The sequence below is a fragment of the Streptomyces sp. NPDC040610 genome (genome assembly GCF_055594065.1).
Map to the genome: position 1 here is coordinate 388,575 of NZ_JBVIXA010000007.1, position 15,028 is coordinate 403,602.

The 15,028-nt window shown below is 70.5% G+C and carries 14 protein-coding genes; 11 read left to right on the top strand and 3 right to left on the bottom strand.

All coding sequences use genetic code 11. The features are described 5' to 3' along the window. The first annotated feature begins 83 nt into the window (after nucleotides 1–83). Complete coding sequence (locus ACZ6AA_RS25370; protein ID WP_471460119.1) at nucleotides 84–500, top strand: RidA family protein; 417 nt, start codon at nucleotides 84–86, stop codon at nucleotides 498–500. Nucleotides 501–541: 41 nt separating this feature from the next. Here ACZ6AA_RS25370 and ACZ6AA_RS25375 read toward each other — a convergent pair whose 3' ends face one another. Beyond that, the gene (locus ACZ6AA_RS25375) at nucleotides 542–1,144 is read right to left on the bottom strand and encodes a TetR/AcrR family transcriptional regulator (protein ID WP_468454564.1); all 603 of its coding nucleotides are present in this window, start codon (nucleotides 1,142–1,144) and stop codon (nucleotides 542–544) included. Nucleotides 1,145–1,206: 62 nt separating this feature from the next. Between ACZ6AA_RS25375 and ACZ6AA_RS25380 the strand changes: the two genes are divergently transcribed. After that, nucleotides 1,207–1,707, top strand: coding sequence for an SRPBCC family protein (locus ACZ6AA_RS25380; protein ID WP_471460121.1), 501 nt, complete (start codon nucleotides 1,207–1,209; stop codon nucleotides 1,705–1,707). Here the strand turns inward: ACZ6AA_RS25380 and ACZ6AA_RS25385 are convergent. Beyond that, nucleotides 1,702–2,295 (bottom strand): HEAT repeat domain-containing protein, encoded by a 594-nt coding sequence (locus ACZ6AA_RS25385; protein ID WP_471460123.1) that lies wholly within the window; start codon nucleotides 2,293–2,295, stop codon nucleotides 1,702–1,704. The two genes, ACZ6AA_RS25380 and ACZ6AA_RS25385, sit on opposite strands and share 6 nt — an antisense overlap. 381 nt (nucleotides 2,296–2,676) lie before the next feature. Between ACZ6AA_RS25385 and ACZ6AA_RS25390 the strand changes: the two genes are divergently transcribed. The 9 genes from ACZ6AA_RS25390 (at nucleotide 2,677) to pssA (ending at nucleotide 13,692) form a co-directional block, all read left to right on the top strand. After that, nucleotides 2,677–4,458 (top strand): 3-hydroxyacyl-CoA dehydrogenase family protein, encoded by a 1,782-nt coding sequence (locus tag ACZ6AA_RS25390; protein WP_468454558.1) that lies wholly within the window; start codon nucleotides 2,677–2,679, stop codon nucleotides 4,456–4,458. Nucleotides 4,459–4,594: 136 nt separating this feature from the next. Continuing rightward, nucleotides 4,595–5,404, top strand: coding sequence for a TetR family transcriptional regulator (locus tag ACZ6AA_RS25395; RefSeq protein WP_468454556.1), 810 nt, complete (start codon nucleotides 4,595–4,597; stop codon nucleotides 5,402–5,404). Between the two features lie 442 nt (nucleotides 5,405–5,846). Beyond that, on the top strand, nucleotides 5,847–7,184 hold the full coding sequence (gene ccrA, locus ACZ6AA_RS25400; RefSeq protein ID WP_380857918.1) for a crotonyl-CoA carboxylase/reductase: 1,338 nt from the start codon (nucleotides 5,847–5,849) through the stop codon (nucleotides 7,182–7,184). Between the two features lie 17 nt (nucleotides 7,185–7,201). Next, nucleotides 7,202–9,253 (top strand): protein meaA, encoded by a 2,052-nt coding sequence (locus ACZ6AA_RS25405; protein ID WP_468454553.1) that lies wholly within the window; start codon nucleotides 7,202–7,204, stop codon nucleotides 9,251–9,253. Beyond that, nucleotides 9,250–10,233 (top strand): HpcH/HpaI aldolase/citrate lyase family protein, encoded by a 984-nt coding sequence (locus ACZ6AA_RS25410; RefSeq protein WP_468482638.1) that lies wholly within the window; start codon nucleotides 9,250–9,252, stop codon nucleotides 10,231–10,233. Before ACZ6AA_RS25405 ends, ACZ6AA_RS25410 begins: the two co-directional genes overlap by 4 nt. A 5-nt stretch (nucleotides 10,234–10,238) precedes the next feature. Beyond that, nucleotides 10,239–10,763 (top strand): MaoC family dehydratase, encoded by a 525-nt coding sequence (locus tag ACZ6AA_RS25415; RefSeq protein ID WP_468454551.1) that lies wholly within the window; start codon nucleotides 10,239–10,241, stop codon nucleotides 10,761–10,763. A 7-nt stretch (nucleotides 10,764–10,770) separates the two neighbouring features. Then, entirely contained in the window at nucleotides 10,771–12,012 is a 1,242-nt protein-coding gene (locus ACZ6AA_RS25420; RefSeq protein WP_468455044.1) for an acyl-CoA dehydrogenase family protein, read from the top strand. A 182-nt stretch (nucleotides 12,013–12,194) separates the two neighbouring features. Next, entirely contained in the window at nucleotides 12,195–12,851 is a 657-nt protein-coding gene (locus ACZ6AA_RS25425) for a phosphatidylserine decarboxylase (protein WP_030361809.1), read from the top strand. After that, the gene (pssA, locus tag ACZ6AA_RS25430; protein WP_468454550.1) at nucleotides 12,838–13,692 is read left to right on the top strand and encodes a CDP-diacylglycerol--serine O-phosphatidyltransferase; all 855 of its coding nucleotides are present in this window, start codon (nucleotides 12,838–12,840) and stop codon (nucleotides 13,690–13,692) included. Before ACZ6AA_RS25425 ends, pssA begins: the two co-directional genes overlap by 14 nt. Before the next feature lie 84 nt (nucleotides 13,693–13,776). On the opposite strand, the gene ACZ6AA_RS25435 is transcribed toward pssA, so the two are convergent. Beyond that, the gene (locus ACZ6AA_RS25435; RefSeq protein ID WP_471460221.1) at nucleotides 13,777–14,898 is read right to left on the bottom strand and encodes a glycerate kinase; all 1,122 of its coding nucleotides are present in this window, start codon (nucleotides 14,896–14,898) and stop codon (nucleotides 13,777–13,779) included. Nucleotides 14,899–15,028 lie beyond the last annotated feature (130 nt).

Consider the following 15,028-nt stretch of genomic DNA (forward strand, 5'->3'; position numbering starts at 1 on the left):
CGGCTGAGCTGAAGTTCGTGGCTGATCCGTGGACCGGGACTCCGCCGGGGGCGTTGTCAGAGCCGTGGTCCACCATGGTGACCATGAGCCGACTGACACACATCAACGCCCCCGACGGGGTCGCGCCCGCGACCGGGTACACCCACGTGGTGTCCGGTACGGGCCGCCTCGTCGCCGTCTCCGGTCAACTCGCCCTGGACGAGGAGGGCAAGCTGGTCGGCGCGGGGGACGCGGCGGCGCAGGCCCTCCAGGTCTTCGAGAACCTGCGGCGCTGTCTGGCGGCCGCGGGCGCGGACTTCGACGACGTGATCAAGCTGACGTACTTCGTCACGGACGTGGCGCACATGCCCGCGATCCGCGCCGCCCGCGACGCCCACCTCGACCCGGCCCGGCTGCCCGCCTCGTCGGCGGTGCAGGTGGCGGCGTTGGTGGGACCCGAGTTCCTGATGGAGATAGAGGCGCTCGCGGTGGTCCAGGAGGAGAACACGACAAGCGCCTAGCAGCTCCTGGGCGCCAGACGGCTCCGGGCCGCCCCGGGCACCTAGCGGCCCCCGGGCCCCTCGCCCAGCAGCAACAGCGCGCTCTCCCCCGCCAGTTCCTCCGCCTGCGCGGGCAGCTCCTGGCCGCGGCGCAGATGGCGGCGGACGATCGTCAGCGGCACGTCGATCACGGCGAGCGCGACCCGGTCCGCGGCGGGCCCGGCCTCCGCGCCCAGCGCCGCGCACAGTCCCGCCACGGCCTCGCCCACCCGCCGGTGCCCCGCCGCCGCCCGCCGGGTGCTCGGCTCGGGCCAGTCGTCCTGGGCGAACTCGGCGGCGCCGTACAGGAGCAGGGCCGCGGCGCTCGGGTGCGCCCGGCTCCACGCGACCACGTGGACGGCCGCCGCCCGGGCCGCCGCGCGCGGATCGCCCGCGCCGGACCCCAGCGCCGCGAACCACCCCTCCTGGAAGTCCTCGACGGTCCGCAGCCACACCTCCGCGAGCAGCGCGGGACGCCCGGGAAACCGGTGGTAGACCGATCCGCTGGGCGCGCCGACCGCCTTGGCCACGGCCGTCATCGTGACCGCGGAAGGACCCGCGTCCGCGGCCAGCTCGACGGCGGCGTCCAGAAAGCGGCTCATGTCGTACCGGGGTGGTCTCGCCATGTATTGGAGAGTACCCTCTAATTAAAATAGAGAGGTCCCTCCACAACGCACCTGGAGCCATCATGGCCGTCCTCAACGTCCACGAACGCCTCCTGCCCGTCGAGCCGAGCGCGGTCGGCGACCTCGTCGACGCCCTCGCCACCCCCGACGACCCGCTGTGGCCCACGCCCGGCTGGCCGCCCATGAGGCTGGACCGGGGGCTCGCGCCCGGGTCGCGCGGCGGCCACGGCCCGGTCCGGTACACGGTCGCGGCGCACGCGCCCCGGCAGTGGGTGCGGTTCGCCTTCACCGGGCCGCGCGGCTTCGACGGGTTCCACGAGTTCACGGTGCACCCGCTGGACGACGGCAGCGGGCACACGGTCCTGCGCCACACCCTGACGATGCGCACCCACGGCCCGGCCCGGCTGACCTGGCCGCTGGCGTACCGCCCCTTCCACGACGCCTGCCTAGAGGACAGCCTCGACCGGGCGGAGCGCGCCCTGACCGGCACGGTCCGCCGCCCCGCCCGCTGGAGCCCCTACGTGCGCTTCCTGCGCCGCCTCATCGTCGGCAGACCCTCATGACCCCTGCGCCCGCACCGACACCCGGGCGAGCGCCGCCGCCGCGGCCGCCGCGAGGCGCGGGTGGGCGCAGGCGGCCGTGAGCACCGGTATGGCCCGGGCGTCCCCGAGCGCCCCGAGCCCCTCGACGCACGCCAGCGCGACCTTGCCGTAAGGGTCGTTGGGGGTGAGGCGGCGCTGGAGGGTGACGATCAGGGCGGGTGCCGACTCCGGGGCGCGCAGTTCCGTGAGGAGGCGCACCGGATGCAGGGCATAGGCGACCCGCAGTTCGTTCGTGGCGAGCGCCGCCGCCGCGCGCGCCGTGCGCCGGTCGCCGAGCCGCGCGAGGGCGTACGCGGCGGCGGCGCAGCGGGGCGGATCCCGGTGGTTGAGCAGCAGCACCAGCGACTCGAAGGCCCGCCGGTCCCCCAGGACCCCCAGCCTGACCGCAGCCAACTCCCGCGCCCACAGGGGCTGTCCGGCCGCGAGCAGCACCCCCGCGAGCTCGTCCGCGGTGTTGGCGGCCAGCAGTCTCTCGTACGCGTCCAGCGCTCCCGACGCCACCGCCTCGCGTCGTAAGCGATTCGTCACCGTCCGCAACTCCGCATCCATGCGCAGAGCCTAGTCGCGACGGACGTCACAGACACCGGGGGCTGGCGCGCTCGTTACTCGCGGGTTAATCTCATGTGAGCGGGGCACACTCCCCGCGTAGAGTTCGTTCGCAGTTCTCGCTCTTCGTATTTCAGCTCCTGACGGCCTGGTGACGCAGCCGTCTTGAGTGTTGTCGGTTCGGTACGTACGTACCGCAGGACGGCGTGGCCACGGGACAGGGCCTGCCGGTTCCCCTCTCGCGCAACCTCCGCACGCCGTACGCCACTTCACGCCCGCTCGCGTGGCCGCCACGCACGCTCGCGTGGCCCGTGTCCGGTGCGCCCCCGCCACGCGCCGTGCGCGTGCGCCCCTCAGTCGTCACTCACTTCCTGGAGTCCACCCATGGACACTCCCTTCAGCACGGTCGCCGTCGTCGGTCTCGGCACGATGGGCACCGGCATCGCCGAGGTGCTCGCGCACGCGGGCCGCGAGGTCATCGGCATCGACGTCAGCGAACAGGCCACGGCCCACGCCGTCGCCGCCCTGGAGGCCTCCACCGCGCGGGCCGTGCGCCGCGAACGGATCACCGAGGGCGAGCGCGAGGACATCCTCGCCCGCTTCCGCGCCTTCACCGACCTGCGGGCGGCGGCCGAGGCCGACCTGGTGATCGAGGTCGCCCCCGAGTCGTACGAGATCAAGCAGCAGATCTTCCGTGAGCTCGACGGCATCGTGCGCCCCGAGACGATCCTCGCCACCGGCACGAACGCACTGTCCGTGACCCGGCTCGCCGCCGAATCCGCGCACCCGGAGCGGGTGTTGGGCCTGCACTTCTTCAACCCGGCGCCCGCCATGAAGCTCGTCGAGGTCGTCTCGTCGGTGCTCACCGCGCCGGCCGCCGTCGCGGCGGTGACCGACCTCGCCTGCGCGCTCGGCAAGGAGCCCGTCGCCGTCGGCGACCGCCCCGGCTTCGTCGCCGACGGGCTGCTCTTCGGCTACCTCAACCAGGCCGCGGCGATGTACGAGGCCAAGTACGCGAGCCGGGAGGACATCGACGCGGCGATGCGGCTCGGCTGCGGGCTGCCGATGGGGCCGCTCGCGCTGCTCGACCTGATCGGCGTCGACACCGCCCGCACCGTCCTCGACGCCATGTACGCCGAGTCGCAGGACCGGCTGCACGCGCCCGCGCCGATCCTCAAGCAGCTCAGCGAGGCGGGCCTGACGGGGCGCAAGTCGGGCCGGGGCTTCTACACGTACGCGGCGTCCGGCAGCGAGGAGGTGGTGCGGGACGCGGCGACACCGCTGGAGGGCACCCGGCAGGCGCGCGGGCGAGAGATCCGCTCCGTCGGCGTGGCCGGTTCCGGCACCATGGCGTCCGGGATCGCGGAGGTCTTCGCCAAGGCCGGGTACGACGTGGTGATCGTCGCCCGCAGCGAGGAGAAGGCCGCCGCGGCCAGGGCCCGGGTCGCCAAGTCGCTCGCGCGCTCCGTCGACAAGGGGCGCCTGACGGCCGAGGCGGCGGCGAAGACCCTGGACCGCATCACGCCGAGCGGTACGTACGACGCGTTCGCCGACGTCGATCTGGCCCTGGAGGCGGTCGCCGAGGACCTGGAGATCAAGCAGCAGCTGTTCGCGACGCTCGACAAGGTCTGCAAGCCCGGTGCCGTCCTCGCCACCACCACGTCCTCGCTGCCCGTCGTGGCCTGCGCCCGCGCCACCTCCCGCCCCGGCGACGTGATCGGCCTGCACTTCTTCAACCCGGCGCCCGCCATGAAGCTCGTCGAGGTCGTGCGCACCGTCCTGACCGAGGACGACGTGCACGCCACCGCCCGCGAGGTGTGCGCGTCGATCAAGAAGCACCCGGTGGACTGCGGCGACCGGGCCGGCTTCATCGTGAACGCGCTCCTGTTCCCGTACCTGAACAACGCGATCAAGATGGTCCAGGAGCACTACGCCTCCCTCGACGACATCGACGCGGCCATGAAGCTCGGCGGCGGCTACCCGATGGGGCCCTTCGAGCTCCTGGACGTCGTCGGCCTGGACGTCTCGCTCGCCATCGAGAAGGTGCTGCACCGCGAGTTCCGCGAGCCCGGGCTCGCCCCCGCGCCGCTCCTGGAACACCTGGTGGCCGCGGGCTGCCTCGGCCGCAAGACGGGCCGGGGTTTCCGCGAATATGCCCGGCGCTGACCGGCGCGCGGACCCCGGGCCCAGAGCACACGAGGCGGTGCGCGCCGAGCGCGCGGACTGGGGCGGGCTGCTCGAACCGTCGGGCAGCCCCGTCCCGCAGGCGCACTCAGCTGCGCACATGCAGTACGTTCGGGGCATGCCCAAGGCCGCCAAGTCCTCACGTACGACAGCTACGCCCGACGCTCCGGAGAGCGCCGCGGGCAGCCGCGCCGCCGCACAACGGCTCAAGATGCGCCGGGAGCTGGCGGCCGCCGCCATGGAACTCTTCGCGTCCAAGGGGTACGAGGCGACCACGGTCGACGAGATCGCGGCGCAGGCCGGGGTGGCCCGCCGGACCTTCTTCCGCCACTTCCGCTCCAAGGAAGAGGCGATCTTCCCCGACCACGACGACACCCTGATCCGCGCGGAGGCCGTGCTGAACGCGGCACCCGCGCACGAGCACCCGCTCGACACGGTGTGCCGCGGGATCAAGGAAGTCATGAAGATGTACGCGGCCTCGCCCGCCGTGTCCGTGGAGCGGTACCGGCTCACGCGTGAGGTGCCCACGCTGCGCGAGCGGGAGATCGCCTCCGTGGCGCGCTACGAACGGCTCTTCACCCGTTACCTCCTCGGGCACTTCGACGAGCACGCGCACCACCACGGCAACGACGATCCGCTGCTCGCGGAGGTCGCCGCGTCCGCCGTCGTCACGGCCCACAACCACGTCCTGCGGCGCTGGCTGCGGGCCGGTGGCCAGGGGGACGTGGAGGGGCAGCTGGACCACGCCTTCGGGATCGTGCGGCGCACCTTCGGAACGGGGATCCCTGCCGGGCGGGACACAGCGCCCTCCTCGGCTGCGGCCACCGTCTCCGACGGCGGTGAGGTCCTGGTCACCGTCGCCCGCACGGACGCCCCCCTCGACGAGGTCATGCGCACCATCGAGAAGGCGCTGCGCACCCGCGCCTGATGGGGCTTCGCCCCTCTCCCCCTTTTCGGCCCTTCGGGCCTCGTCCTCAAACGCCGGACGGGCTGTCACTGCCCGTCCGGCTTTTGTGTGCCCGCCTCCGCATGCCCTCTGACCTGCGATGATCGATCATCGCTCAGATGAACCCCCGCGATGACAACTGAGAGAAATTGTTGGCACTGAGTGTCTTGCCGACTGGCACGCGGTGTCATACGTTGATGTTGTCCGGGCGGCCGACGGGTGGAGAACCTTCCCCCACCGGCTGTCCCCGCGAGCCACTGGCGAGCGCGCCCGGACGCCTGCGTCACAGGCACCCCGCGCCCCACCAGGGCGCCGCCACAGCACCACCTCCGCCGAACCGACGGCACCATCCCGCTTTCCAGCACCACCCCGACGTACCCCTCAGAGCGCTCCCCCTCGAAGCGCCCTTCGCCGGAGGCAACCCATGCAGGAAATCCTGGACGCGATCCAATCGCAGGACACCTCGGCCGCCGACTTCGCCGCGCTGCCGCTGCCCGAGTCCTACCGCGCGGTGACCGTGCACAAGGACGAGACGGAGCTGTTCGCCGGGCTCGCGACCCGCGACAAGGACCCGCGCAAGTCGCTGCACCTGGACGAAGTGCCGGTGCCCGAACTCGGCCCGGGCGAGGCCCTGGTGGCCGTGATGGCCTCGTCCGTGAACTACAACTCCGTGTGGACGTCCATCTTCGAGCCGCTGTCGACCTTCGGGTTCCTGGAGCGGTACGGCAAGTTGAGCGACCTCACCAAGCGCCACGACCTGCCGTACCACATCATCGGCTCCGACCTCGCGGGCGTCGTTCTGCGTACCGGCCCCGGAGTGAACGCCTGGCACCCCGGCGACGAGGTCGTCGCGCACTGCCTGTCCGTGGAGCTGGAGTCCTCCGACGGCCACAACGACACGATGCTCGACCCCGAGCAGCGCATCTGGGGCTTCGAGACCAACTTCGGCGGTCTCGCGGAGATCGCGCTGGTGAAGTCCAACCAGCTGATGCCGAAGCCGGACCACCTCAGCTGGGAGGAGGCGGCGGCGCCCGGCCTGGTGAACTCCACCGCGTACCGCCAGCTCGTCTCCCGCAACGGCGCCGGCATGAAGCAGGGCGACAACGTCCTGATCTGGGGCGCGAGCGGTGGACTCGGGTCGTACGCCACGCAGTTCGCGCTGGCCGGCGGCGCCAACCCGATCTGCGTGGTGAGCAGCCCGCAGAAGGCGGAGATCTGCCGCGCGATGGGCGCCGAGGCGATCATCGACCGCAACGCCGAGGGGTACAAGTTCTGGAAGGACGAGCGCACCCAGGACCCCAAGGAGTGGAAGCGCTTCGGCAAGCGCATCCGCGAGTTCACCGGCGGCGAGGACATCGACATCGTCTTCGAGCACCCCGGCCGGGAGACCTTCGGCGCCAGCGTCTACGTGACCCGCAAGGGCGGCACCATCACCACCTGCGCCTCCACCTCGGGCTATATGCACGAGTACGACAACCGCTACCTGTGGATGTCCCTGAAGCGCATCATCGGCTCGCACTTCGCCAACTACCGCGAGGCCTGGGAGGCCAACCGGCTGATCGCCAAGGGCAAGATCCACCCGACGCTCTCCAAGGTGTACTCCCTGGAGGACACCGGGCAGGCCGCCTACGACGTGCACCGCAACCTCCACCAGGGCAAGGTCGGCGTCCTCGCGCTCGCGCCCGAGGAGGGGCTCGGCGTGCGCGACGCGGAGAAGCGGGCCCTGCACCTCGACGCCATCAACCGCTTCCGCAACATCTGAGGGGCGAGGGCCCATACATGACTGAGCGCCAGAAAGACCGGCCGTGGCTGATGCGCACCTACGCCGGTCACTCCACGGCGGAGGCGTCGAACGAGCTGTACCGGCGCAACCTCGCCAAGGGCCAGACCGGCCTGTCGGTCGCCTTCGACCTGCCGACGCAGACCGGCTACGACCCGGACCACATCCTCGCGCGCGGGGAGGTGGGCCGGGTCGGCGTCCCGGTGTCCCATCTCGGCGACATGCGGCGGCTGTTCCAGGACATCCCCCTGGAGCAGATGAACACCTCCATGACGATCAACGCGACCGCCATGTGGCTGCTCGCGCTGTACCAGGTCGTCGCCGAGGAGCAGGGCGCCGACATCACCCAGCTCCAGGGGACGACGCAGAACGACATCGTCAAGGAGTACCTGTCGCGCGGCACGCACGTGTTCCCGCCGGGGCCAAGCCTGCGGCTGACCACCGACATGATCACGTACACGGTGGCGCACATCCCGAAGTGGAACCCGATCAACATCTGCAGCTATCACCTGCAGGAGGCCGGGGCCACGCCGGTGCAGGAGATCGCGTACGCGATGAGCACGGCGATCGCGGTGCTCGACGCGGTGCGTGCCTCCGGGCAGGTGCCCGAGGAGAAGTTCGGCGACGTGGTCGCGCGGATCTCGTTCTTCGTGAACGCAGGGGTGCGGTTCATCGAGGAGATGTGCAAGATGCGGGCCTTCGGCCGCATCTGGGACCGGGTCGCGCGCGAGCGGTACGGCATCAGCAACCCCAAGCAGCGGCGCTTCCGCTACGGCGTGCAGGTCAACTCGCTCGGCCTGACCGAGGCGCAGCCGGAGAACAACGTCCAGCGCATCGTCCTGGAGATGCTCGCCGTCACGCTGTCGAAGGACGCACGCGCGCGTGCCGTGCAGCTGCCCGCCTGGAACGAGGCGCTCGGTCTGCCCCGCCCCTGGGACCAGCAGTGGTCGCTGCGCATCCAGCAGGTCCTCGCGCACGAGAGCGACCTCCTGGAGTACGAGGACATCTTCGCGGGCTCGCACGTGATCGAGGCCAAGGTGGACGCCCTGGTCGAGGAGTCCCTCGCGGAGATGGACCGCATCGAGCAGATGGGCGGCGCGATGGCCGCCGTCGAGTCGGGCTATCTGAAGTCGCAACTGGTGTCCTCGCACGCCGAGCGCCGGGCCCGGATCGAGGCGGGCGAGGACAAGATCATCGGTGTGAACGTCTTCGAGACGACGGAGCCGAACCCGCTCACCGCCGACCTGGACACCGCGATCATGACGGTCGACCCGGCGGTCGAGGCGCGCGTCGTGGACGCCATCGGCGACTGGCGCACCACCCGGCAGGAGTCCTCGGACCGGCAGGGTCTGGGCGACCCGTTCCACTTCCCCACCGTCCAGCAGGCACTCGTCCGGCTCAAGGAGGTCGCGGCCGGGACCGGCAACCTGATGGAGGCCACCCTGGAGTGCGCGCGCTCCGGTGTCACGACCGGCGAGTGGGCGGGCGCGCTGCGGGAGGTCTTCGGGGAGTTCCGGGCGCCCACGGGCGTGTCCGGGGCGCCGGTGGCGGTCACCGCGGAGGCGGGCACGCCGCTCGCCCTGGTCCGCGAGAAGGTCGAGAAGACGTCCGCCGACCTCGGCAGCGGCAAGCTCCGCTTCCTGGTCGGCAAGCCGGGCCTGGACGGGCACTCCAACGGCGCCGAGCAGATCGCGGTGCGCGCGCGTGACGCCGGGTTCGAGGTGGTCTACCAGGGCATCCGGCTGACCCCCGAGCAGATCGTGGACGCCGCGCTCGCGGAGGACGTGCACGCGGTCGGCCTGTCGATCCTGTCTGGCTCGCACGCGCAGCTCGTGCCGGACGTCCTGACGCGGCTGCGCGCGGCGGGCGCGCACGACATTCCCGTCATCGCCGGGGGCATCATTCCCACCAGCGACGCCGAGGACCTGAAGGCGGCGGGTGTGGCCGCCGTGTTCACCCCCAAGGACTTCGGCATCACGGAGATCATCGGCCGTATCGTCGACGAGATCCGCAGAGCGAACCACCTCGACCCCCTGGAGGTCCCCGCATGACCCCGTCCCAGCCGCAGCCCGGCGCCGTGAACCGGCTCCGCCCGCGCCGCTCCTGCCTGGCCGTGCCGGGCTCGAACCCGCGATTCCTGGAGAAGGCCCAGAGCCTCCCCGCCGACCAGGTGTTCCTCGACCTGGAGGACGCCTGCGCGCCGCTCGCCAAGCCGGAGGCGCGGCACACCATCGTCAAGTTCCTCAACGAGGGCGACTGGACGGGCAAGACCAGGGTCGTGCGCGTGAACGACTGGACGACCGAGTGGACGTACCGCGACGTCGTGACCGTCGTCGAGGGCGCGGGCCCGAACCTGGACTGCATCATGCTGCCCAAGGTCCAGGACGCCCAGCAGGTCGTGGCCCTCGACCTGCTGCTCACCCAGATCGAGAAGACGATGGGCTTCGAGGTCGGCAAGATCGGCATCGAGGCGCAGATCGAGAACGCCCAGGGTCTCAACAACGTCAACGAGATCGCGACGGCCTCCCAGCGCGTCGAGACGATCATCTTCGGCCCGGCCGACTTCATGGCGTCGATCAACATGAAGTCGCTGGTCGTGGGCGAGCAGCCGCCCGGCTACCCGGCGGACGCCTACCACTACATCCTGATGAAGATCCTGATGGCCGCCCGCGCCAACAACCTCCAGGCGATCGACGGCCCCTACCTGCAGATCCGCAACATCGACGGCTACCGCGAGGTCGCCGGGCGGGCCGCCGCGCTCGGCTTCGACGGCAAGTGGGTGCTGCACCCGGGCCAGGTCGAGGCCTCCAACGAGATCTTCTCGCCGTCCCAGGAGGACTACGACCACGCCGAGCTGATCCTGGACGCGTACGAGTACTACACGTCCGAGGCGGGCGGCAAGAAGGGCTCCGCGATGCTCGGCGACGAGATGATCGACGAGGCCAGCCGCAAGATGGCGCTCGTCATCTCCGGCAAGGGCCGGGCCGCGGGCATGAGGCGCACCAGCACGTTCGAGGCCCCGGAGGCGTAGGGATCATGCAATTCGGCCGCACCTACGAAGAGTTCGAAGTCGGCGCCGTGTACAAGCACTGGCCCGGCAAGACGGTCACCGAGTACGACGACCACCTCTTCTGTCTGCTCACCATGAACCACCACCCGCTGCACATGGACAGCAACTACGCGGAGCGGACGACCGACTTCGGCAAGAACGTCGTCGTCGGCAACTACATCTACTCGCTGCTGCTCGGCATGTCGGTGCCGGACGTGTCGGGCAAGGCGATCGCGAACCTGGAGGTCGAGTCGCTCAAGCACGTGGCGCCGACGTTCCACGGCGACACGATCTACGGCGAGACGACCGTCCTGGACAAGACGCCGTCGAGGTCCAAGTCGGACCGCGGCATCGTGTACGTCGAGACCAAGGGCTACAAGCAGGACGGCACGCTGGTCTGTGTGTTCCGCCGCAAGGTGATGGTGCCCACGGAGACGTACATCAAGGAGAGGGGCGGCGAGCAGCCCGGCCGCCCGGAGCTGAACACCCCGTCGCCGAAGACCGAAAGCTGAGACCGTGATGAGCCGACTCGCCCAGACCGCCGGTCTGACCGACATCCAGCAGGAAATCCTGGCCACCGTCAGGGACTTCGTCGACAAAGAGATCCTTCCGGTGGCGACGGAGCTGGAACACCGTGACGAGTACCCGCAAGCGATCGTGGACGGCCTCAAGGAGTTGGGCCTGTTCGGCCTGATGATCCCGGAGGAGTACGGGGGTCTCGGCGAGTCGCTGCTCACCTACGCGCTGTGCGTGGAGGAGATAGCGCGCGGCTGGATGTCGGTGTCCGGCATCATCAACACCCACTTCATCGTGGCGTACATGCTCAAGCAGCACGGCACGCAGGAGCAGAAGGACCACTTCCTGCCGCGGATGGCGACGGGCGAGGTGCGGGGCGCGTTCTCGATGTCGGAGCCGGGGCTCGGCTCGGACGTGTCGGCGATCACGTCGAAGGCGGTCAGGGACGATGGGGGCACCTCCCGCTCGAGCGAAGCCGAGAGTGGGGGAGAGTACGTACTCAACGGTCAGAAGATGTGGCTGACCAACGGGGGCTCGTCAACTCTGGTCGCCGTACTCGTCAGAAGTGACGAAGGACACCCCGAGGGTACGGCCCCCCACAAGTCGATGACGACCTTCCTGGTGGAGAAGGAACCGGGCTTCGGCGAGGTGCGTCCGGGCCTCACCATCCCCGGGAAGATCGACAAGATGGGTTACAAGGGTGTCGACACCACCGAACTGATCATGGATGGCCTGCGCATTCCGGCCAATCGCGTGCTCGGCGGACAGACCGGCCGCGGCTTTTACCAAATGATGGACGGCGTCGAGGTCGGCCGCGTGAATGTGGCCGCGCGTGGTTGCGGGGTCGCGCAGCGTGCCTTCGAGCTGGGTGTCTCCTATGCCCAACAACGTCACACTTTCGGAAAGCCGATCGCCCAGCACCAGGCGATTCAGTTCAAGCTGGCCGAGATGGCTACCAAGGTCGAGGCCGCCCATGCGATGATGGTGAACGCAGCACGCAAAAAGGACTCCGGGGAGCGAAACGACCTCGAAGCCGGAATGGCGAAGTATCTGGCGTCCGAATACTGCAAGGAAGTCGTAGAGGACGCGTTCAGGATTCACGGTGGCTACGGCTTCTCGAAGGAGTACGAGATCGAGCGTCTCTACCGTGAGGCACCGATGTTGCTCATCGGTGAAGGTACCGCCGAGATCCAGAAAATGATCATTGGCCGACGACTCCTCGAAGAGTATCGATTCCAGGGATAAATGTCCGACTTGGGGTGATTCCTTCGAGATTTATTCGAGAAGAAGATCACACCCTGTCAGCACGCTCCGGCGGCCGACTCGGCTTCCTGGCTTGCCCAGTTGTGGCTCGCAACCGATACGATCCCGGGAAAGCCGCCGTCCCCCCGTATGCAGTGCGGCATCATCCGCTACGAAGGTCATCCATGCCCCACAGCCAAACCTCTGCACCTCGCGACAGCCTGGCCGGCGTACGCCTCGCGCGCGGAGCATCGCCGTGGCTTCTGCCGACCGTCGCCACCGCGGCACTCAGCCTGGCCAAGGCGCGCCGTTCCAAGGGCGCGGCGGCGGTCGCCGTGCCCGCGACCGCCCTCGCGGCCGGAATGCTGTGGTTCTTCCGCGACCCCGAGCGCGAGATCACCCAGGGCCGGGTGATCTCCCCGGCCGACGGTGTGGTGCAGAGCATCATGCCGTGGAAGGACGGGCGCACCCGCGTCGCGATCTTCATGAGCCCCTTGAACGTGCACGTCAACCGCGCGCCCCTCGCGGGCACGGTGACGTCCGTGGAGCACATCCCCGGCGGGTTCGTCCCGGCGTTCAACAAGGAGAGCGAGAACAACGAGCGCGTTGTCTGGCACTTCGACACCGAGCTCGGCGACATCGAGATGATCCAGATCGCGGGCGCGGTCGCGCGCCGCATCGTGCCGTATGTGCCGCAGGGCACGAAGGTGGAGCAGGGCGAGCGAATCGGCCTGATCCGCTTCGGCTCGCGCGTCGACATCTATCTGCCCGAGGGCGTCGAGGTGGATGTCGAAGTGGGTCAGAAGACCGTGGCTGGGGTGACTCGCATTGACCGTGACTGATCCGGAGACACAGGCGGGCTGGGTGCCCGAGGCCGCGGACGCGGACGACGCCGACGAGGACATGCCGCTGTCACTGCGGCTGTCGATAGCGGACACCCTCACGCTCGGCAACGCCACGTGCGGCTTCATGGCGGTGTACTTCACCACCACCGGCATCCTGATCCCGCACCTGTCGGGCGACGAGTCGGGCATGGCCCGCAACAGCGCCGCCACCGCGGTGATCCTGATGCTGTGCGCGGCGGTCTTCGACCTCTTCGACGGCCTCGTGGCCCGCAAGCTGCGGTCGTCGCCGATGGGCGCGGAGCTGGACAACCTCTCCGACCTGATCAGCTTCGGCCTGGCACCCGCGTACTTCGTGCTCGTGTACGGCATGGTCGCGCGGGACGCGCACGAGCGGGTCGCGGCGGTGGGCGCCATCGTGGTCCTGCTGGCGGTGGTGCTGCGGCTTGCGAGATTCTCCTGCGTGACGCTGCCGGACGGCACGTTCCAGGGCATGCCCTCGCCCTTCGGGGCGCTGACGGTGGTCTCCATCGTGCTCCTGGAGCTGCCCTTCGTGGCCACGCTCCTGGCGATCATCGGCACGGCCTGGCTGATGGTGAGCCGGGTCGAGTACCCGAAGCCGCGTGGCCCCCTGGCGGTCGCCATGCTCGCCTGGATCGTCTCCGCGATGGGGTTGCTCGCCGCCTGGGCCTTCGACGCGCCCGGTGGGCAGCTGCTGCTCCAGACCGGGTGCGCGCTGCAGCTCGTCCTCGGTGCGGTGATTCCGTTGTTCGCCACGGCTCGCCGGGTGAACAACTTCCGGGACAACCGGCGTGAGGCCCGCGCCACGCAGGTGCCGTAGCGGATCCTGTACGTACGTAGCCCTGAGGGGCCCGAACCGTTTGGTTCGGGCCCCTCAGGCGTTGTGACGCCCGCCGGGCCCCGGTCAGGTCAGGAAATCCGTGGCGATCTTGGCCGAGAGGCGTTCCAGGAGGGGGCCCGCCTCGGCCACGCAGCGGGCCACGTCCGGTTCGATGTCGGTCAGGGCGTACGCCCGGCGGATTCCGGCCGTGCCGAGCGCCGACGGGGGCAGCGCGAGCCGCCCGCAGACGGCGACCACGTCCACCCCGGCGGCACGAGCGGCCGCCGCCACCCCGGCAGGAGCCTTCCCGTGCAGGGTCTGCTCGTCGAGGGACCCCTCCCCCGTGATGACGAGGGTCGCCCCGGCGAGCGCGGGCGCGAAGCCGAGGACGTCCAGCATGACGTCGATGCCCGGCCAGAACGACGCCCCGAGGCCGACCAGCGCCCCGTAGCCGATGCCGCCCGCCGCGCCGGCGCCCGGCGCGTCCGCGTACTCCAGGGCCTGCGGTCCGGCGTCCCGCGCGAGGACCCGCGCGAAGTGCGCGAGCGCGGCGTCGAGGGCGGCGACCTCGTCCGGCGTGGCGCCCTTCTGCGGCCCGTACACCGCGGGCGCGCCCTTGGGGCCCGTCAGCGGGTTGTCGACGTCACTGGCGAGCACGATGTCGACGTCCGCGAGCCGCGGGTCGAGGCCGGACAGGTCGGCCGACGCCAGCTCCCGCAGAGGGCCGCCGCCGGGCGCCACGGGCTCCCCGGCCGCGTCCAGGAACCGCGCGCCGAGCGCCGCCAGCATGCCCGCGCCGCCGTCGGTCGTCGCGCTGCCGCCGACGCCGAAGACGAGGGTGCGGGCGCCCGCGTCGAGCGCCGCACGGATCAGCTCGCCGCTGCCGTACGTCGTCGCCGTGAGCGGCGCGAACGTCCCCGCAGGCAGCAGTTGCAGCCCGGAGGCCTCGGCCATCTCCACGACGGCCGTGCCGTCGCGCAGCGCGTACGCCGCCACCACCTCGTCGCCGAGCGGCCCGGTGACCCGCGCCTCCCGGCGTTCGAAACCGGCCGCCACGGCCGCGTCGACCGTGCCGTCACCGCCGTCGGCCACGGGCAGCGCCCGCACCGGGAGGTCCGGCAGCACGCCGTGCAGGCCCGCCGTCACGCGCTGGGCGACCTGCACGGCCGTGAGGGACCCCTTGAACTTGTCCGCGGCGATGAGCACATGGCCGCGACCCGTACCCTCGGCGCCCCGTGCCGCGCCGACTCCCGCCGTCTCTGCAGCGTCCGCCACCTTGCATTCCCCTTGCTTTCCGGGCCTTGCTCGCGTCAAGGCAGTCGCGCCGCTGCGACCA